Below are 19,135 nucleotides of genomic sequence, written 5' to 3'. Positions count from 1 at the left end.
CTTTCCTACCCTCCGAGCGGTACATTCCTTCTTCCATAGTAACAGATTTTTTCCGAAATTGCCCATTTCCATAGTTTATGCCAAAGGGTATTTTTTTATCCGGGGCAAAAGGGGTTAACCCTGCAATTGGACCTATAATATGATAAAGTAAAGGGATAAGGAAAGTTGCTGAAGGGAGACTGTGCGCATGGGTGTTAAGTTTGGCAGAGAGTACAAAGACATTGTCACAGATTTCGTACGTGGAATTGAACTGGTGAACGGATTTTATGAATTTCTGGAAATGAATGCGGACGATTGGGAAGCCCTCGATAAGGATGAACAGGAAGAATGCCTGCGTACGCTGGCTGACGATATTTTTTATGCCTTGGGCAGTACGCCTGTCATACAGGTTGGGGCGGGCTCTGTGCGCCATGATGCAAGCAATCACGTTCTCAAGGTACATGACGGCGAGAAACTGGTTTCGGTTATTTATTTGGTCTAAAACACGCAGAACTGTGATATAGAAAGGTGTAAAGAAGCTATGCTGGATGGAGCAAGAAAGGTATTACAGCAGGTCTATGGGTACCCGGAATTTCGGGAAGGTCAGAAAAATATTATTACCAACTTGCTGGAGGGCCAGGATACATTAGGCATCATGCCGACAGGCGGCGGTAAATCGATCTGTTACCAGGTTCCTGCCATGTTGATGGAAGGCGTGACCTTGGTCATTTCGCCGCTTATATCCTTGATGAAGGATCAGGTGGATGCTCTGAATGTGCTCGGCGTTCCGGCGACGTTCATCAATAGCACGCTGGAAGCCAGAGAAGTCGAACAACGGATGCAAGGGGCGATGCAGGGCAAGTACAAGCTGCTGTATATTGCGCCCGAGCGCTTGGAGTCTGAACGGTTTCGCGCGCGGATGGCGGCGCTGAATCTGCCGCTCGTGGCTATTGACGAGGCGCACTGTGTCTCGCAATGGGGGCATGATTTCCGTCCGAGTTATGTCAGCATAGCTCCGTTCATTCGCGAACTGCCGAATCGCCCGATCGTGGCGGCCTTTACGGCTACGGCGACAGCGGAGGTTACGGCTGATATTGCAAGACTGCTTGATTTGAATGAAGCGGGTATTTTCATCAACGGGTTTTCTCGGGATAATCTGGAACTGACGATTCTTCGCGGGGAAAACAAGCGGGATTATATTCAGAATTATGTGAAGGAACATACGCACCAGCCCGGTATTATTTATGCGGCTACGCGTAAGGATGTGGAAGAATTATATGAGCTTCTGCGCAAAAAAGGCTACGCCGCTGGCAAGTATCATGCAGGTTTAACGGACGACGAGCGCTCCTATATGCAGGAGGCGTTTCTCTATGACGATATTCGCGTGATGATCGCGACGAACGCCTTCGGGATGGGCATCGACAAATCCAATGTCCGCTATGTCATTCATTATAATATGCCGAAAAATATGGAAGCTTATTATCAGGAAGCGGGACGTGCCGGGCGTGACGGGGAGCCAAGCGAATGCATTCTGCTGTTCAGCGCGCAGGATATTATGACGCAGAAGTTCCTGATCGAGCAGAACCAGCTTTCCCCTGAGCGCAAAGCGAACGAATACAAGAAATTGCAGACGATGATTGATTACTGCTATTCGCCGCGCTGCTTGCGCAACGTCATTTTGCACTATTTTGATGAGACGAATATCAAGGATACCTGCGGCAATTGCAGCTCTTGCAAAGATGATCGCGATACGGTGGACATTACCGTGGAAGCGCAGAAAATTTTCTCCTGCATTCGCCGCATGGGCGAGCGGTTCGGGATTTCCATGGTCGCCTCCGTGCTCAAAGGCTCCAAAGCGAAGAAGATCCTCGACTACCGCTTCGATCGTTTGCCGACCCATGGCATCATGCGGGATCTCGCCGAGAAAGAAATATCGGATCTGATCAATGTGTTGATCTCTGAGGGATTCATGCAGCTGTCCGACGGGCAGTATCCGGTCGTGAAGCTGATGCAGCCGGCAGCCGAAGTGCTGCAAGGGAAGCAGCAGGTTAACCAGAAGGTGCGCAGGCAGCCTGTGCGTGCTGCTGCCGCTGTCGACAATACATTGTTCGAACAGCTTCGTCTGCTGCGCCGGGAAATGGCCGCTCGCGAGAAGGTGCCACCGTATATTATTTTCTCTGACAGCACGCTGCGTGAGATGAGTGAGATATGTCCGACCACCGAGGCCGCCATGCTGCGGATCAAAGGTGTCGGTGAAGTGAAGTATCGGAATTACGGCAAGCCATTCCTAGAGCTGCTCCGCACCTATGCGGGAGAGAGCGATGTTGGCGCTGTCGTGTATGAATTTGAATAAGGCTCGATTAACGGGCGCCGTTGTACACCATGCAATGAAAAGCGGAAATCCCTGAGGGCGTCCATTTGTCATACGTATCGGTTAAGCTAAATCCAGCTCGCTCGTAAGTCTGAATGGCACGTTCGTTCCAAACAAGCACCTCCAGATCGATCTCCTGATGCGGGGCTTTGTTCAGAGCTTCCTTGATCAACAGCTGAACAAAGCGGGTACCCAGGCCGTTTCCTCTACCGCAAAGATCGGGACGAAGGCCTAAGCCTAATCGAGTAACTCCGGTGATCGGGAAGAATTGAACGAAGCCAACGAGCTGAGCTCTTTCGTCTACAACACCTCTGTACTGCTCGGCTCGAATCTGCAGGTCTGCGAACTCGGATTGCTCTTGCTGCATCGTGTCCCAGGATGGCCAGTTGTAGATCTCGTAGGGGGCAGAATATTGCCATGTACATAGCTCCTCGCAGTAGGCGTCTGTTAACGGTACGATGTGCCAAGGCAAGCTCGGTTTGCTGGCATGTGCTTGTTGAATCACGCTGATAGTCACCCTTTCTTTTGGTTGGAGGTTCACATGGATTGGCGTTTAGTTGTTCTGATTCCTACATTCACTGCGTTTTCTATGCTGCTGTTGGGATTAACTCTATTTCGAATTTCTTTATCTAAAAAATGGCCCTTGGTGCTGCTTGCTGCATTCATCCTAGCCAATGTGTTTAGTTTGCCTGTTTTCCTTACGTATACCGAAGCATTGAATCCGATGCTTATTATTTTATCGCAGGCTATCCTGATTCAAGTGATTTTTCGACTAAAAATCCTTCATGCTCTCATGGTTGTTTTCTTGGGAGCGCTCGGGTACACGATTTATTTGGCCATTGTACTATTGATCATTTGGAGCCTAACGAATATTCCGCTAGCTGATTATTTTGAAAGGTTGGATAGCTCCTATTTCTATTTTAAAATCGTAGCTGCTTTACTGGCGGATTTCACTGCCTATGTGCTGGTTAAGCGACGAATGGGATTCACCGTGCGTGTGGAGCTTAAACCCACCCAGTATGAGCGTTCCAGAAAAAATATGTTATTGCTCGTCTTGGTGTTTACGTTCCTCTTATTTTCGTCAACGTATTATGCAGTTAACCTGGAGTTCACGTACATTTTCTATTTCGTCGCCGGCTTCTGCTTATTACTGGGGTGGATCATCTATCTCCTTTATCGCAAAGAAATGGAGGACATTTAGTAAGCGGAATGTGGGGTACAATGATAGATAGGCAATTAGAAACAGGAGGTCAGCGTTATGGCTCAGGTTACAGTTCGCGAAGCGGTTATGCAAGATATTCCGCAGTTAAAAACGTTAATGCTCGCTTATATCGTGGATTTCTACCAGTATCGCCAGCCCGAGGACGACAAGCTGAATGGCTTGATCCATACGCTGCTGGAACAGAAGGAAGGCATTCAATTCGTCGCGGAGACAGAAGACGGCACACTGGTTGGTTTCGTGACCCTCTACTTCACATTCAGCACCTTGCGTGCTTCCAGAATTGCCATTATGAACGACCTGTACGTTGTGGAGGCTGAGCGTGGACAGGGAGCGGCGCAGAAGCTGTTTGCAGCTTGCAAAGGCTATGCGGCCAGAAACAGCTATGCGAATCTCACTTGGACAACATCCAAGGATAACTTCCGCGCGCAAGCCTTTTACGATAAAATAGGTGGAGATCGAAGCGATTGGCAGACCTATTCCGTTAATCCGACAAGTGGGATAGGCGATTAATTAAGGGATGAAGGAAGGTGGCATGCACCAGTGGAAAATATCGTAAGCCAGACCTGGCTGCTTGGACAGCTAGGCGATGCAAACATCGTCATCGCGGATTGCCGCTTTGCGCTAGGGAAACCGGAATCAGGCAGACAGGATTATGAGCAGGGTCATATAGCAGGAGCTGTGTACGTCGATCTGGAAAAAGATTTATCCGGTGCCAAAATGGCGCACGGAGGCCGGCATCCGCTCCCTGACCTGGGAGCCTTCTCCATCCTCGTCGGCAACCTCGGCATCGATGGAACGAAGACCGTCGTGGCCTACGACGATCAAGGCGGCGCCATGGCTTCGCGCCTATGGTGGATGCTGAAGTTCCTCGGCCATTCCGAGGTGTATGTCCTTGATCAAGGGTACACAGCTTGGCAGTCAGCCGGTTACCCGGTAACGGACGAAGTGCCTGCGGTGTTCCCGCGGACTTTCTCACCGAAAGTGCAGCGTTCCATGCTGGCGAGCATGGATGAGGTCAAGGACAAGCTCGGCCGTCCCGGCACCGTGCTTGTGGACTCGCGCGAAGAGCGCCGCTACCTCGGCTTGGAAGAGCCGATTGATGCGGTTGCCGGACACATCCCCGGCGCGCGCAATTACTTCTGGAAAGGCGTGCTCGGCGAGAACGGCGCATGGTTGTCCGCCGCGGAGCAGGAGCAGCACTTTGCCGGTTTGCGCGATGCGGAAGACATCATCGTGTACTGCGGCTCGGGCGTGACGGCATGCCCGAACGTGCTGGGACTTAGCGAAGCTGGGTTTGATAATGTGAAGCTCTACAGCGGAAGCTGGAGCGACTGGATTTCTTGGGAAGACAACCCGATTGCGACGGGTGAAGAGTAAGAACGGGAAGATCGCGTCCGAATGTCTCCGAGTGGCGATGGATATGGTCATTTAGAAGATCTACGTTACTTTAAAAATCAACAGCAATGGTTAGTCACAATATCTCACGAGAAAGTCGGTAAGATTTATACCATAATTGTTGGTGCGTGGTGCGACAGAGGTGGCAGCGAGTTGCTTGGAGCGGTGAGCGACACTAACTGGTGGGGCGCGCGCCTAGCGGCTACGCCCCTTTGCTGCCGCTTCTTCAGTTGAGGAAAACATTGGATTTATCCAGTGTTTTCCTCGTTTTCGCGCCTCAGAACCTTCTTTCATTGGGTTTTTCCAATGGAAATTCCAGAATAGGCCCTTTTTAAACGATTTCCTACTAAAAGATTGGATAAATCCAGTGAAAGTTTGATTTCAGCAGCTTTAATGCCGATTGCATTGGATTAATCCAATGAAACTTTTCTTGCTTTAATAGACTGAACTAATGAAGCACCTGTAAAATGGGCGCATCAATGCCAACCCCATGGAAGTCATTGACCGGCTCTGTGTTGGACTGTAAATCAAAAGTTCAATCTATAAAGTTATATATTAATAAATGATCATAGGCCAAAAAGCGTTCTCCCGCCAAGTGGTGGGAGAACGCTTTTTGGAGTTTACCTGTGTGAACGGTTAAAATCTATGTCGATAACCTTTATTAGCGTGCTGTAATTTCGCCCGTACTTACTGTCTCGCTTGCTGGCGCCTTGTAATTTCCGGCATCGGTACCTGAGAGAGTATACACAATAGTTACCCGTTTATGGGTTCCTATCTCTGCATTGTTGTATGTGGCTACTGCGTTTACGGTTACGTTCTCTCCACTAACAACGCCAATTAAGGTGCCTGGGATAACGCCCGCCGTTTTCGTTCCATCATATACTTTGGAGTTCGTTAATGTAGGTGCTGAAATCGTCAATTGTTTGGCTGTTATTACGCCTGTATGTACTGTAATGTTAGCTGGCGGTAAATAATTTCCTGCATCTCCCCCAGAAAGGGTGTAGGACACGGTAATCAACTTGTCTGTTCCTACCTGTGTATCATTATAAGCTCCTGAAGCATGCACAGTTACGTCATCCTCTGGACAAATGCCATCCCCTTCGCAAGTTCCAATTCTAGATCCTGCTGATACAGCTGTGCTTGTCGTTCCATCATACTCTTTGGAATGAGTGATAAGGTCCATTACAATTCCCGTATCTACGCTGTTCTGTACATATAAAGTATAGTTGGTATTGTTTGTAGGCGCATTATATTTAGATTTGTCCTCTCCAGTAAGTGTATAAACGACTGTTAAGGGTCTGACTTTAGCGGAGGTTAAAGTATCATAAACGGCTTGGGTAACCACCGTCACATCTTCACCCGCACCAACCCCATGTAATGTTCCTGCGGATACGAGAATTGATGTACCTTCACCTAACGGCTTTACCAGTGAAAATGCGGGCTCATCGATGGTTAATTGTATTTTACCAATGATTATGTTTTGTGAAGCTATGGATATATTGTTGGATTGATCCACTGCATAAACAGCATAAGTGCCTAATGCCAAACCCGCTGTACTAATCGCTGCATCTCCGTTGGCTGCTATGGCAAGCTTCTTGCCTAACAAATTAGTAACGGATTGATCTAAGTCTATAATTGTTTTGGCTGTTGTTGAAGGGACTAGATATAAATATCCAGCTTCATTACTTGTACCCCAGACTTGATCTCCAAGCGATAGGGGTCCTGTTGTTACACTGGACAGAATTGGAGCAGTTGTATCCGTACCCCCAGTTGAAGGTTCAGTAGGAGTAGTTGTGTTTGTAGTTGTATCTGTATCTGTATCTGTTTTGCCTAAAAGTCGTACTGTAATTTCAATATTCGTTCCGTCTTTCGCAACGGTGCTCATAGTCACTTTTTCAATTGTGCCCGTTCCTAGAATTTTAGCTGCTGCATCTAAGATAAGGCTAATAATCTTCGCATCTGTACCTAGAGTAAGCGCCATACCCGTTGCTGTTAATGATGAAATAACTTCTTTAATGCTGCCTTCAGGGAGATCAACCTGGATGTCACGGCCTTTGACCGTTAAGGAATCGAAGGTTCCTTTTAAAGTTACTTTTGAACCTGCGGGTAATAGCTCCGATAAAGTAACCTTACTGAAGCCTGCTCCCGTTGCAGCCGTTTCTTGGAGTGTGGACGGAGAATTAATTGTAGCTTCACCTACACTTGTTGTGCCTTCCACAACAATACGAACGGGTCCTTTTTTCTTATCAACGATAAGTGCAAGTACAATTGTATTGTTCAAATAGATGGAGTTAACGCCCCCGCCCTCTACACGGGTTAAACCCTTGATCGCTACATTCTTGAGGTGGGAATCCCCTTCTTCAATGTCTTTAGCAAATAATAGATTTCCATTAATGATCATATTCTGTAAAGTTACTCCAGTCACACTAATGACTACATCACCATTTATTGTTTCCGTTCCTGTTTCAGGACCATATGTCCCTGCTGTCCGATAAACGGTTGCTTTTGCAGCAACTGAGCGGTCTAGGGTGACGACAGCTTCAGCGCGCGTAATGGGTTTACTAGGCTTAAAGTTATTGTCACTCGCATAACCTTGCAGAATCCCCTTGGCTGCTGCAGCATCAACCGAAGCCTTAGCCCATGAGGCTATGGAGCTTGAATCGGTAAAGAGTGCCGGAGCACTTGGTATATTGGATAGATTTAGAAGTCGATCTACGATAACGGCAACTTCTTGTCGGCTGATTGGATTGTTGACACCGATTGTTCCGTTTTCATACCCCTTAATGTAACCCGCTTGCACAGCTTTGGAAACCTCAGCATATGCCCAATTAGATGAAGAAACATCACTAAAGGAAACAGCGGCTGTTTCCGTGAATCCAAATGAACGATTAATCAAAGCGAAGAATTCCGCTCTTGTTATCGTATTGTCCGGTTTAAAGCTACCATCCTCATAGCCTGTGATAAATCCTTTATCGATCCAAGTAGAGATTTGGTTTTCTGCCCATGTTCCCTTAATGTCAGATTCCGATAAGACCGTTGCACCAAAAACTACATTAAACGATGAAAACAACATAACTGCAATCAATAGAGTGGATATAAGCTTTCTAGTATACTTCATCGATATGATTCCTCCTGATCTGTGCCTTCAAGGTCCGGTATGAAGCTGGTACTTGATAAGCCCCTATGTAATAGGGCCCATTTTACCATAATATTCTACGAGTTGATATAACTTTTGGTATTACTATGTTGATAGACTCCGGTATACATGAAGGGCGAAGAACCTAGCCGTTGGCTAGGTTCTGTTGGGTGTTTCTAGAAAGATCAGCACCTTCACTGGGGTTGGGGGTGATTAATTTGTCTGTCTATCTATCTGTCTGGATTATGCTAACGAACTGTATGATGCTTATAGGCGAGAAAATGGCTCCTTTGAAAATCTAACGAACTGAATCGGCCTTATGGGATAGTTTATAGGCGAAAAGGCGAGCTTTTGCGTGGAATAGATCATCTTGAATTCGTTAGATTTTTTAAATGAACCATTTTGATCGAATAAGGGTTATTGAGTTCGTAAGGGCAACTCGGGTGAGCAACTCGCGTAAGGGCAGCTTCAAAAGATCAGCTCTCGAAGAGGAACTCCCATAGGGGCTTCTCTCAAATTCCCGAGAGGTTCGCCCCTTGTTTCTCAATCAGATGAGACCCATCAATGCAGTTCCCTAGTTATCCTCATTGATTTCGTGAACACCGCCGGCGAATACTTTCTTGGACAGGACGCCTTGGGAGATAAAGGATAGAAATAATAAACTCAGCAACCCCCACCATCCGAACGACTTAAAAATATCCTCTGGAACGATCAACGTATTGCCCATATAAACAAGGAACAATGCCCCTTGAAGGACTCTAAATGATCTGGCGTCGATCGCATGCTTCCATGCCACGAGCCTTTCATCCACTTCTTGAACCATCGTTTTTCTCATCTTTTGGGGGGATCTCTTGATTCTTGTGAGCTTAATGAAATAGGCAAATGCTGCACTGAACGGTATGACTGACAATCCAATCAGAGCCTTGTAATTGGTTACAGGGCTATTATCCATGAGACCGAAAAGGATACCGACTGCCAAAAGAAGGACACCTACAATCAGTGCCGCGCCCGTAATGACTTTCGCTTCTTTAACTACTTTTTCCGTATTCATCCATCATTCCTCCCAGAATAAGTCGTTCAAAGTTTTATTGAGAGCCTTGCATATTGCCATACATAATTTGAGGCTTGGATTGTAGTTGCCTGTTTCGATTAAATTGATTGTCTGCCTTGTCACTCCCACAATCTCAGCTAATTGTTCCTGAGACACATCGGACTCGACTCTGGCGATTTTCATTTTTTTGTTTTTCAAGAAACTCATTCTCCTTTCCACTTAATTGTATATTTCGCATTACTAAATGTCAAATATAAATTACTTTTTGTAATGAGTATAAATATTGTTTGCGTTGGAGCCATAGGCGAGTTTTTATGTTCACTTTTTGCCGGGCAAGCAATTGGCTTCATGCAAGTGCTATAATCAGGGGTAGATTGATGCGAGTAGAAGGGTGATAGCGATGAGTGTAATTCGGCTGGATAACGTTACTAAGAAATATGAAGAGTCTATGATCTTTCGCGATATTTATTTTCGTGTAACCCAAGGTGAGCGTATTGGTCTCATCGGACGAAATGGTGCCGGCAAGTCGACGGTTTTCAAGTTGATTATGGGGAAAGAAGAGCCAACATCTGGCAAGGTGGACATAGATCCGCAGGTTAAAATAGGGTATTTCTCCCAATTCTCCGAACTGCGCGGAAGCCTGTCCGTTCAACAGGAGCTAGAAATGTGCTTTGAGCAGGTTGCTCTTATTGAGCGTGAACTGCAGGAAGTTGGAGACAAGCTGGGTGTGGTGACAGATGATGCTGAAATGGATCAACTGTTAACGAGGCAGGCTGAGTTATTCGAACAGATGGAGCATTTGGATGGCTGGAATGTACCAGTTGAGATTAACACGGTTCTAACGAAGCTGGGGTTCAACGAAGTGATGCGCAATCAGCCGATTGATGAATTGTCGGGAGGTTGGAGGAACCGCGCAGCGCTGGCTAAGATGCTAATTGAGCTGCCGGATGTTGTTTTGCTGGATGAACCGACGAACTATTTGGACATGGAAGGCATAGCTTGGTTGGAGCAGTGGCTGCATCGTTTCAACGGCGCTATGATTCTGGTTTCACATGATCGACAATTCATTGACAAAGTGGTTACCCGTATTATTGAGATCGAAAACTATCATTTTCAGGAATATGACGGGAATTACACCGACTACATCCGCAAAAAGAAGATGCGCAAGAAGGAGCTCGACCGCCAATTCGAGTGGGAGGAAGAGCTGCTCCTCATGGAATCAGAGGCGATTGACAGCCGTGCAAGCAGGAAGTCTTCGAAGGACCGTTTATCCCGCCAATTGGCCGATAACAAAAAGCGGATAGAACCGCATCCCGTCAATGTGCTAATCACGGATATTTATGAAAGATTGCGATTTCCGGACAAGCTGTGCGAAGTCCAAAAAATCAGCCAGACCTACGACAGTCGTTCCATCTTTGAGAATGTAAGCTTCGACATTCAGAAAGAAGATCGCCTAGTCATCGTTGGTCCTAACGGAAGCGGGAAGTCTACGCTCATCAAGGTGCTGACAGGGCAGGAGCAGCCAGAGTCCGGCGAGGTGGTCTGGGAGAAGGGCGTCAGCTACGCTTACTTCAACCGGATGTGGGATGAGCTTAATCCTAAGGATACCGTTAGTCACGCTGTGAACACGTACGGATTGGGGCTGGACGCCCCGCGGAAAAAGGTGAACAAATTCCTCGCCATGCTGCAATTCTCGGAGATGGATCTCAGCAAGTTCATCGGGAACCTATCCGGCGGGCAGAAGGCCAGGGTTGCCTTAGCCAAATGCCTGCTCTCCGGTGCAGCGGTGATCATCTTAGATGAGCCAACCAACCATTTGGACTTAACGAGCATTCAGGTTATGGAGCAGGCTTTGATCCATTTCCCCGGCGCCGTCATCACGGTTAGCCATGACCGCTTCTTTATTGATAAAATCGGCACGAAAATGCTGGTCTTCGACCCGGTTACGGGGGTAAGTGAGCAGAGTTTATAGATTAATGTTTCAGTTATTTGGTTGTTGGGTTGGGGCAGGTCAGCGCAGGCTGGATCTGTCGCAGCCCTTTTTGGCGTAGTTTTGTGCTCTTCTCTGCCTTGCTCTGAGGAGTTTGGTTTTTTTGGTTTAGTCTGGTTTTGTATGGTTTATTTTGGCCTGAATTGTCTTGTCTTGTCTTGTCTTGTCTTGTCTTGTCTTGTCTTGTCGCTGCTAACACGTCGATGGCCATTGGAAAATGTACAGTAGAATTCCTCAAGTGGGCGACTATTAATGCTTTACATTGGAAAATATCCAGTCAAATGGCTGCTTATCGGGAATAATAATGGTTTTGGGAAGATTTCACTGTAGAAATTCCAGTGACGCGGCTCTACCAAGCATATTCCTCATATTCCACTGCACAAAATCCAATGGGCGCAATATTTCCCCCGCAGACAGCCATACTCACATTAAATGCTCCAGTGTTCCATCCTTTAACTTGTAATAGCGGATATCTTCGCCCCTTGCGATAGGTTCTAGCCAGCCCTTATCGACTAAGGCGCGCAGCCATTTGCGAGCAGTTCGGAAGTCGACCTCCAGATGGTCAGACACATCCTTGGGTCGTATCCATCTTCCAAGTGCCCAAGCCAGCCTAAGTACTTCTTTCTCCGCTATAACAGCTGGACGAATGGATTGGTTCCGAATTAGATAGGGACTCATAGCCAGTTGCAGGAGCATCCGACAAATCTCGGGGCGATTCAGCACATCATCATAGGAGAAATGGATCATTTTCCACCCGATTCCCGTAAGAAACGTATCTCGATTCAGGGCGTAGCTAAATTTCTCCCGGTCCATATCTTTTACATGGCTCTGAAAGCCATCGCACTCGATTCCGAAACGACCGAAAGGAGGGAGAAAAGCGAAATCGAGAAACTGCGATTTGCGGTTCCAGTCGTAGATTTCATATTCGGGATGCAAATGTTCGAGTGACCCGAACAAGGGCAACCATACATTTTGAAGCAGCAGCTTCTCAGTATGTCGATGACCCCTGAGCAGTCGTCCCTTTCTTTCTCCAGATCTGTGAGCCAAATGATGTTCGAGAAATTGCTTGTGCACTTTTTCAAATTCCATGGACCGTATTCCTCCTCTGCAAATGAAAAAAAGAACGTCCTTATTGCCGCAAGGGGCAAAAGGACGTTCTTCGTCTAGATATGATTATAACAGCAAGAGCTCTAGTGTTCCAACGAACAATTGCAATCCAATGTACAAGCCATTTACAAAATCAACGTATGAAGCAAACAATCCACAAATAGAGGACAGATATAATTACTTTTGTATGATTAATTGTATGATTTATTTTACTATTGTGCGTCCGTTGGTAGTTTGGCACCAAATCATCACCAAACAGAGGAGCGATTACAATCATGTTTAAGCGGCAAGTTTCCAAACGAATCAAATTAGCGGTGAACAAGGCAACACTGATCTTTCTGTTGATCTCTGTCATCATAGGTGTTCTTCCACCTGAAGGTTTAGTCTCAGCGGAGAGTGTTGCACCTAAGAGTGTGGTTATAGAGGATTTTGAGAACAACCTTAGCGATGATGTTTTGATCCAAAAAAGAAATTTCTCCGGTGCGATGAGCTTGGAGTCCGATCCCAAACATGTCCGTTTCGGCAATAATTCCGTCCGGATTGATTATGATTACATAGGTGTTAAGGAAAATCCTTCCTACGTCTACGTGGGGCCAGCTGCTGGCGCCATTCCGATTACAGGGGCTCCCAAGAAGATTGGTATGTGGATTTACGGCAACAATGATGGTCATCATATTTTCAGTAAGTTCAGGGATAGCGCAGGCAAGTCATTTGAAGTGGAATATTTGGATGAGAATGTCGGTGTGAATTGGACAGGGTGGAAATATATCGAAGGCGCACTGCCAACGAATAGGCCAACTCCGTTCACGCTTGAAATTTATATGCGAATTGAGCAATCTATTTTTGATAAAAAAAATAAAGGCACGGTATGGGTTGATAACGTTCGTCTTATCTATGAAGATGATGCGAATGAAGATATGACGGTTCCCAAACTTGACGTGAAATCGCCGGGTAATAACGCGGTCTTAGAAACAAACCGCCCGCTTATTCAATTAAACGCAACAGATGATAAATCAGGCATTGATCCGAGTTCAATCCAAGTGGATATCAATGGTCATCCTGTTACCACTGCATACGATGCGTCATCAGGTAATATTCAATATCAATCAGCAACTGCAATGGCAGGCGGTTATCATACGGTTCATGCGGCTGTGTATGATCGATCTGGCAATCCAGCGGAAATTAACAGCACTTTTTTCATTCGTGATGGTGTTCAATACCAACTAGAAGCTCCTAATGAAGTTATCAGCAACAAGTCTTTCCAGTTGAAGCTTCAGGTCAAAAACGCAAATGAGTTAAAAAACTCGTATGCGAAGCTGACCTATGATCCTCAAACACTGGAAATCATCTCTACGGAACCCAAAGTGACGGAATCTTTGATCACGCGCAATGAGATTAACAATGCTAGGGGAGAATACCAATTCGAGCTTAAAGGATTGAGCAAATCTTCTATAGCAGCGGATGGCACGCTTGTTTCTTTGAATATCAAGGTTAAACCAAGTGCCAAGATGGGGCGCGGCGAGCTGTTCAAATCGATTGGAATGAGTGATGGCAGCGTTCAGCTTACCGTAGGAGAAGCGGTCTATGCATTGGCGCAACCTCATAGCTATACCATTGGATTTCCCTATGTGCTCACAGTTAAGGGGAGCTCCTTAAATACGAGCAGCACCATTCGTGTTACCGATGATATTGGTGTGCCAGTGGAAGGAGTTTCCATAGTGCTTCCTAATTCACTTAACCCTAAATCCTACGTTAAAGTGAAAACAGCGGAATCCTTTTTATATACAAATGCTGATGCTAGTTCAACTAAGATTTCTTCCGCCTTGCAGGGAGCGCAGTATTTTTCGAGTGGAGCTACGAGTGCAGGATTTACTGCTGTCAATTTACCTAATGGAAAAGGCACTGCTTGGGTGCCTAGTGCTGACGTCGAACTCGGTCTCTTAACGGATAAATGGGGGAAAACGGATGCAAATGGCGAAATTCGGACGAATTTAACGACGCTTGCTTTGCTGAGCCTTGACCTTCAAGCTGTGAATGGGGATAAAGTCAGCAAAGTGCTAACCCTTCCCATCGTCCCGCAGATTGGCGCAGATGAGCCAGAGTTTGTTAGAACTTATGTGACGGAAGATTTGAAAACAAAGATGAGTATCGTTTGGAGAACGGCCCCGCGTGCAGGGGAAGGGTTCATTCAATATGTGAAAGATAGTGAGTTTGTAAATTTCGATCAACCTAATATGTTGCAGCAAGCAGCTGCATCAGAACTTCTGTTGGCGCCTGATCGCACAGGTGAAGCCTTATTTCATAAGGGGCTTTTGCAAGGTCTTACGCCAGGAACAGCTTATCGTTATCGTGTAGGTTACCCAGGTCATTGGAGCGCTCCGCAAGTTTTTAAAACGGAAGCGGCCAAAGCAGATTCATTCTCATTCTTATTTGTTACTGATTCACACACGAATAGTGAAGAAGCGCTTCTGATTCACCAGAATTTGATGCAAGGCGCCTTCTCTGTCTTTCCCGATACGCGATTCGTTATGCATGGCGGCGACATTGTGGATGATGGCGGGATTATGAAGCAATGGGAACAGGATATGAAGGCTTCTGAAAAGTATAGCGGAAGTGTTCCCTCTGCCTATACCATGGGGAATCACGATGTTAAAAATGGTGGCAAGCAAGTGTTCATCTCGGCCCTTGGACTGCCTGGCAACGGCATGGAGACACAGGAGCATTTGACGTATTCGTATGATTACGAGGATACGCACTTTATCGTTTTGAATTCGGAAGCGGATGAAGTTGATATGAAAAAACAAGCTGCATGGCTCCGCGAAAATATAAATGCCAGCAAGAAAAAGTGGAAAGTAGCCATGTTCCACCGACCTGCTTATCATACGGAAGATGGGCGTGGTCCTGAACTCGTAACTTATTATCTGGCACCTGTTCTTGAAGAGCTTGGTGTAGATCTGGTGCTTGTAGGTCACGATCACGCCCTAGCTTGGACGTATCCGATGAAAAACGGCTTACCGCTGAAAGATGGCAGCAAGGGGACGATCTATCTCGTTGGAGGATCCTCAGGCTGGAAATTCTACGATGCCGTAAAGCATGATTACTTGAACTATTTGTATGATGATAATTTACCCGTATATTCGGCGATCAGCATTAGTAATGACCGAATTGTGATTGAAGCAAGAACGACAGATGGGACAAAGCTGCAAGCGACGACCATTGAAAAGGCGAAGACGCAAGACCCCGATTCGAACCCGGGCACAGATCCAAGTCCAAGTACAGGTCCTGTCGTGCCTGTTGCACCTGATCCGACTGTTAAACCTAAGCCTGATGAAAAGCCTTCAGCACCTATTTTCGCTGATGGCGTTAAACCTAATCAAATCAAAGAAGCCTACAGTGCTCGTTTGGCACAAGAAAAAGTTAATCCTACGAAGTTGGCATTTACAGATGTCTCCAATCTGTGGAGCACCAAAACGATTGCCACCTTCTTGAAGCTAAAGGTTATTGACGGTTACCCAGACGGTACCTTCCAACCTAATGGAAGCATTACCCGAGGCGAGTTTGCGACAATTGTAAGCAAAGCATTCGGTGTAGTGAAGTCAGCTTCAACTGCTAACAAATTAAGTGACGTAGAACAACATTGGGCTAATGAGGCTATTGCTGCGTTATCTTCTAACGGGATCATTTCGGGTTATCCGGATGGCACGTTTAAGCCGGATAGAGAAATCAGTCGTGCTGAGATCATTGCGATTATCTCGAAAATTGTCAATTTCAACAATGCGAAGAAACTAAACAGTGGTGTGGCATTTACGGATACCGCGAATTCATGGAACAAGGAGCACATTGCAAAAGCAGCTGAAGCGGGTTTAATTCAAGGCATCGCTGCGCGTACATTCGCTCCGGAGCAGTCCGCAACTAGAGCCGAAGCGCTCACAGTCATGTTTAATGCGATTTGTCTGGACCCTGAACTCAAAGCGATCATCGATCAATTGAGTGGAAAGTAAGTTGTGGCGATGACTATCTAGATGACAAAGAAGCTAAGCAGCTATTATAGTGCTTAGCTTCTTTGTTTTGGAGGTTTTCAGTCTTGAATGGCATCTAATGAACTTGATTATTTCAGCTACTTTCCCTTGCAGCTCCTCTCAGCGTTCTCCCAACCATCTGTCTAAACTAGCAACTTCAAGATTCCGTGCCAGACAACATGAGGAATCTTATTACATTGGATAAATCCAATGTAATCGTGAATTTGACCGCCCAGCGGGCCGTTGGATTGGATTTATCCATTGAAATCCTTAAATCTGCGGCCGATATGGCGTTTTTTATCAGATAACATTGGATAAATCCAATGTAGCTGTGAAATGAACCGCCTATACGGCTGTTTGATTGGATTTATCCAATCAAACAGCCGTATAGGCGTTCCTTAGACACTGGACGTGCCACCGCACAGTCCGGGTATTTCAGCTACTTTCCCTTGCAGCTCCTCTCAGCATTCTCCCAACCATCTGTCTAAACTAGCTAACTTCAAAATTCTGCTCCAGCGGGATCGGGATCTTGGAGCCTCAACGATAAACAAAAAGGGCTGACTCCCCAAGTAGATACTTCTGTGGACTCTTATCTACTGTCGTAGGGCGGCCGCACCAAGTAGCACCAGCCCCAGCTAACGAACCGCATGATGCTTATCGACGAGAAAACGGCTGCTCTGGCGATCTAATGAACGGAATCGGCGTTATGGAGCCCCGTAGGGGTGGAATTGTTTACTTTTACTCGTCATAGCGTAGCTAGAGTTCGTAAGATTCAGAAACCCCACCATTGTGATCGAATAAGAGTTATTGAGTTCCTAGGCATATATAAAAATTGACATATAAACCGTCTTGGAGCATAATACTTCGTATACGAAGTAATTGGAGATGAAGAGGACCTCTTGAACGAACAACAGCGTGTTATGCAAATTTTTCAGGCTTATCGGGAAGTAAATCAGGCTTTTTTTCAAGTGATGGCTAAGGTTGCTCAGAAGCATGGTCTGACACCCTTGCAGCTCATCGTGCTCCGCATATTGAAGGAATTTCCAGATATTAAGTTAATGGAGCTGTCCGACAAGCTTAATCTTGGCAATAGCACGACCAGCGGGATTGTCGATCGGATGGTTAAAGCGGGGATCATAACGCGTGAACGCACCGAGTCGGACCGCCGGGCTATGACATTGAAGCTATCGGACAAAGGAACAACGCTATGGGAGGAGTCCAATGATATGCGGCTGATGCTGCTCAGACCCTTGTTAGGTTTGTCGGAGGAAGACCAGCAGCAGTTTCATCGTATACAGACTGAGATTTTGACGATTTTAAAGACGATCAAAGGAGATGTGCTGCATGACTAGCATGACTAACCCTGCGCTGCGCAAAGGGCCCATTATGGCTTCTCTGCTCATCGCCGCATTCGTGGCGCTATTAAGTCAAACGGTATTGAATGTTGCGCTGCCCAAAATGATGGCGGACCTGAATGTGAATGAAGGCACCATTCAATGGCTGTCCAACGGCTACATGCTTATGAACGGTGTACTCGTTCCAATTAGCGCCTACCTGCTTAACCGATTTACGACGCGCAAGCTGTTTCTTACGGCCTCATCCTTATTCGCTATCGGCACGATTATTTGCGCATTATCAGGCAATTTTGGCTGGCTGCTCGGCGGAAGACTTGTGCAAGCTGTCGGTGCCGGCATTCTGATGCCGCTGATGTCGGTCGTGGTCCTAACGATCTTCCCAGTCGCGGAGCGCGGTAAAGCGATGGGCATGATGGGCATTGCCATGATCTTCGCACCAGCGATCGGTCCTACGATGTCGGGGTGGGTCGTTGAGCATTACGATTGGCGGGTTCTATTCTATATCGTTCTGCCGCTTGCTATCCTCGCCGTTGTGTTCGGCGCTTTCTCTATGAAGGACGTCATCAAAACGTCCAATCCTAAGCTCGACGTGCTGGGCGTCATCCTGTCCACCATCGGTTTCGGCGGTATTCTGTATGGATTCAGTGATGCCGGATCATCGGGGTGGGGGAGCGGAAGAGTCGTTGCCTGCCTCGTGCTGGGCGGTCTATCGCTGCTGCTCTTCATCATACGTTCAATAAGAGGTACGACGCCTTTACTTGAGTTCCGTGTCTTCAAGTTTCCGATGTTCTCTCTCACAACATTGATTAATGCGATTATCACAATGGCTATGTTCTCAGGTATGATTTTGCTGCCGATTTTCCTGCAAAACATTCGCGGCTTTTCGCCGCTGGAGTCTGGACTGCTCTTGCTCCCCGGAGCTATTCTGATGGGAATTATGTCTCCGATTACGGGGATGATTTTCGATAAAGTCGGGGCTCGCTGGTTGGCTGTCATCGGTCTTATCATTATGACCATCACCACATACGAGTTCACCCAGCTTACGGCGGAATCGACATATAACCACTTGATGTTGATTTACACGCTGCGGATGTTCGGGATGTCGATGCTCATGATGCCGATCCAAACAGCCGGTATGAATCAGCTGCCGCGGCGCCTGAATGCACACGGTTCGGCCATGTCGCAGACGCTGCGGAACGTTTCTGGTGCGCTGGGAACAGCGCTGCTGGTTACGTTCATGACTAACAAAGCGGCTTCTCACGCCAAAGAGCTAATCATCTCGGGACAGATTGATCCGAGCAATAAAGCCAAGATGGCGGAAATTTCGCAAGCTGCGACCATCTATGGGATCAATCATTCCTTCGTCATCGCCACGTGGCTGAGTGTTGTCGCTCTCGTACTCGCTTTCTTCATTCGCAAGGTTCAGCCGCATGATGAGTCCGTGGAAGCAGTTCCTGCACCCAGCGCGGCAAAATGACAAAGAGGCTGTCTCACCAGGTTAATCGCCTAG

The 19,135-nt window shown here is 46.8% G+C and carries 14 protein-coding genes; 9 read left to right on the top strand and 5 right to left on the bottom strand.

Features of this window, described 5'->3' with window-relative positions; all coding sequences use genetic code 11:
- Positions 1-187 precede the first annotated feature (187 nt).
- Together IEY34_RS24445 and recQ are read left to right on the top strand one after the other, a co-directional pair.
- Complete coding sequence (locus tag IEY34_RS24445) at positions 188-481, top strand: hypothetical protein (RefSeq protein ID WP_189016227.1); 294 nt, start codon at positions 188-190, stop codon at positions 479-481.
- A 39-nt stretch (positions 482-520) separates the two neighbouring features.
- Positions 521-2,332 (top strand): DNA helicase RecQ, encoded by a 1,812-nt coding sequence (recQ, locus tag IEY34_RS24440; protein WP_189016224.1) that lies wholly within the window; start codon positions 521-523, stop codon positions 2,330-2,332.
- Positions 2,333-2,339: 7 nt separating this feature from the next.
- Here recQ and IEY34_RS24435 read toward each other — a convergent pair whose 3' ends face one another.
- Positions 2,340-2,855, bottom strand: coding sequence for a GNAT family N-acetyltransferase (locus IEY34_RS24435; RefSeq protein WP_229757823.1), 516 nt, complete (start codon positions 2,853-2,855; stop codon positions 2,340-2,342).
- A gap of 36 nt (positions 2,856-2,891) precedes the next feature.
- On the opposite strand from IEY34_RS24435, the gene IEY34_RS24430 reads away from it, so the two are divergent.
- The 3 genes from IEY34_RS24430 to IEY34_RS24420 are packed head-to-tail and all read left to right on the top strand — an operon-like array spanning position 2,892 to position 4,949.
- On the top strand, positions 2,892-3,551 hold the full coding sequence (locus tag IEY34_RS24430; RefSeq protein WP_189016218.1) for a hypothetical protein: 660 nt from the start codon (positions 2,892-2,894) through the stop codon (positions 3,549-3,551).
- Positions 3,552-3,608: 57 nt separating this feature from the next.
- Positions 3,609-4,082, top strand: a complete 474-nt coding sequence (locus IEY34_RS24425) for a GNAT family N-acetyltransferase (protein ID WP_189016215.1) — start codon at positions 3,609-3,611, stop codon at positions 4,080-4,082.
- 30 nt (positions 4,083-4,112) lie between these two features.
- Positions 4,113-4,949 (top strand): sulfurtransferase, encoded by an 837-nt coding sequence (locus IEY34_RS24420; protein ID WP_189016212.1) that lies wholly within the window; start codon positions 4,113-4,115, stop codon positions 4,947-4,949.
- A gap of 679 nt (positions 4,950-5,628) precedes the next feature.
- Here the strand turns inward: IEY34_RS24420 and IEY34_RS24415 are convergent.
- From IEY34_RS24415 to IEY34_RS24405, 3 genes are all read right to left on the bottom strand, one after another.
- A complete protein-coding gene (locus tag IEY34_RS24415) occupies positions 5,629-8,085 on the bottom strand; it encodes an S-layer homology domain-containing protein (RefSeq protein ID WP_189016209.1) in 2,457 nt (818 codons plus the stop codon).
- A 592-nt stretch (positions 8,086-8,677) separates the two neighbouring features.
- Positions 8,678-9,154, bottom strand: a complete 477-nt coding sequence (locus tag IEY34_RS24410; RefSeq protein WP_189016206.1) for a hypothetical protein — start codon at positions 9,152-9,154, stop codon at positions 8,678-8,680.
- A gap of 3 nt (positions 9,155-9,157) precedes the next feature.
- Positions 9,158-9,352: a helix-turn-helix transcriptional regulator gene (locus IEY34_RS24405; RefSeq protein WP_189016203.1), complete on the bottom strand. Its 195-nt coding sequence runs from the start codon at positions 9,350-9,352 to the stop codon at positions 9,158-9,160.
- Positions 9,353-9,554: 202 nt separating this feature from the next.
- On the opposite strand from IEY34_RS24405, the gene IEY34_RS24400 reads away from it, so the two are divergent.
- Positions 9,555-11,126, top strand: a complete 1,572-nt coding sequence (locus tag IEY34_RS24400; RefSeq protein ID WP_189016200.1) for an ABC-F family ATP-binding cassette domain-containing protein — start codon at positions 9,555-9,557, stop codon at positions 11,124-11,126.
- Positions 11,127-11,567: 441 nt separating this feature from the next.
- On the opposite strand, the gene IEY34_RS24395 is transcribed toward IEY34_RS24400, so the two are convergent.
- Positions 11,568-12,233 (bottom strand): hypothetical protein, encoded by a 666-nt coding sequence (locus IEY34_RS24395; protein WP_189016196.1) that lies wholly within the window; start codon positions 12,231-12,233, stop codon positions 11,568-11,570.
- Between the two features lie 293 nt (positions 12,234-12,526).
- Between IEY34_RS24395 and IEY34_RS24390 the strand changes: the two genes are divergently transcribed.
- From IEY34_RS24390 to IEY34_RS24380, 3 genes are all read left to right on the top strand, one after another.
- Positions 12,527-16,252: an S-layer homology domain-containing protein gene (locus tag IEY34_RS24390; protein WP_189016193.1), complete on the top strand. Its 3,726-nt coding sequence runs from the start codon at positions 12,527-12,529 to the stop codon at positions 16,250-16,252.
- 917 nt (positions 16,253-17,169) lie between these two features.
- Entirely contained in the window at positions 17,170-17,622 is a 453-nt protein-coding gene (locus tag IEY34_RS24385; RefSeq protein WP_189016190.1) for a MarR family winged helix-turn-helix transcriptional regulator, read from the top strand.
- Positions 17,615-19,102: an MDR family MFS transporter gene (locus tag IEY34_RS24380; protein ID WP_189016187.1), complete on the top strand. Its 1,488-nt coding sequence runs from the start codon at positions 17,615-17,617 to the stop codon at positions 19,100-19,102. The genes IEY34_RS24385 and IEY34_RS24380 overlap by 8 nt, the downstream gene beginning before the upstream one ends.
- Positions 19,103-19,135 lie beyond the last annotated feature (33 nt).

Source organism: Paenibacillus marchantiophytorum (assembly GCF_014640555.1).
GTDB classification, from domain to species: domain Bacteria; phylum Bacillota; class Bacilli; order Paenibacillales; family NBRC-103111; genus Paenibacillus_E; species Paenibacillus_E marchantiophytorum.
Note: the sequence above shows the minus strand (reverse complement) of the source record. Positions and strands in the feature narration are given on the sequence as shown.

Excerpts from the sequence above, each read along its gene's own strand:
- IEY34_RS24445 (WP_189016227.1), top strand. The coding sequence starts at position 188 with ATGGGTGTTAAGTTTGGCAGAGAGTACAAAGACATTGTCACAGATTTC.
- recQ (WP_189016224.1), top strand. The coding sequence starts at position 521 with ATGCTGGATGGAGCAAGAAAGGTATTACAGCAGGTCTATGGGTACCCG.
- IEY34_RS24430 (WP_189016218.1), top strand. The coding sequence starts at position 2,892 with ATGGATTGGCGTTTAGTTGTTCTGATTCCTACATTCACTGCGTTTTCT.
- IEY34_RS24425 (WP_189016215.1), top strand. The coding sequence starts at position 3,609 with ATGGCTCAGGTTACAGTTCGCGAAGCGGTTATGCAAGATATTCCGCAG.
- IEY34_RS24415 (WP_189016209.1), bottom strand. The coding sequence starts at position 8,085 with ATGAAGTATACTAGAAAGCTTATATCCACTCTATTGATTGCAGTTATG.
- IEY34_RS24410 (WP_189016206.1), bottom strand. The coding sequence starts at position 9,154 with ATGAATACGGAAAAAGTAGTTAAAGAAGCGAAAGTCATTACGGGCGCG.
- IEY34_RS24400 (WP_189016200.1), top strand. The coding sequence starts at position 9,555 with ATGAGTGTAATTCGGCTGGATAACGTTACTAAGAAATATGAAGAGTCT.
- IEY34_RS24395 (WP_189016196.1), bottom strand. The coding sequence starts at position 12,233 with ATGGAATTTGAAAAAGTGCACAAGCAATTTCTCGAACATCATTTGGCT.
- IEY34_RS24390 (WP_189016193.1), top strand. The coding sequence starts at position 12,527 with ATGTTTAAGCGGCAAGTTTCCAAACGAATCAAATTAGCGGTGAACAAG.
- IEY34_RS24380 (WP_189016187.1), top strand. The coding sequence starts at position 17,615 with ATGACTAGCATGACTAACCCTGCGCTGCGCAAAGGGCCCATTATGGCT.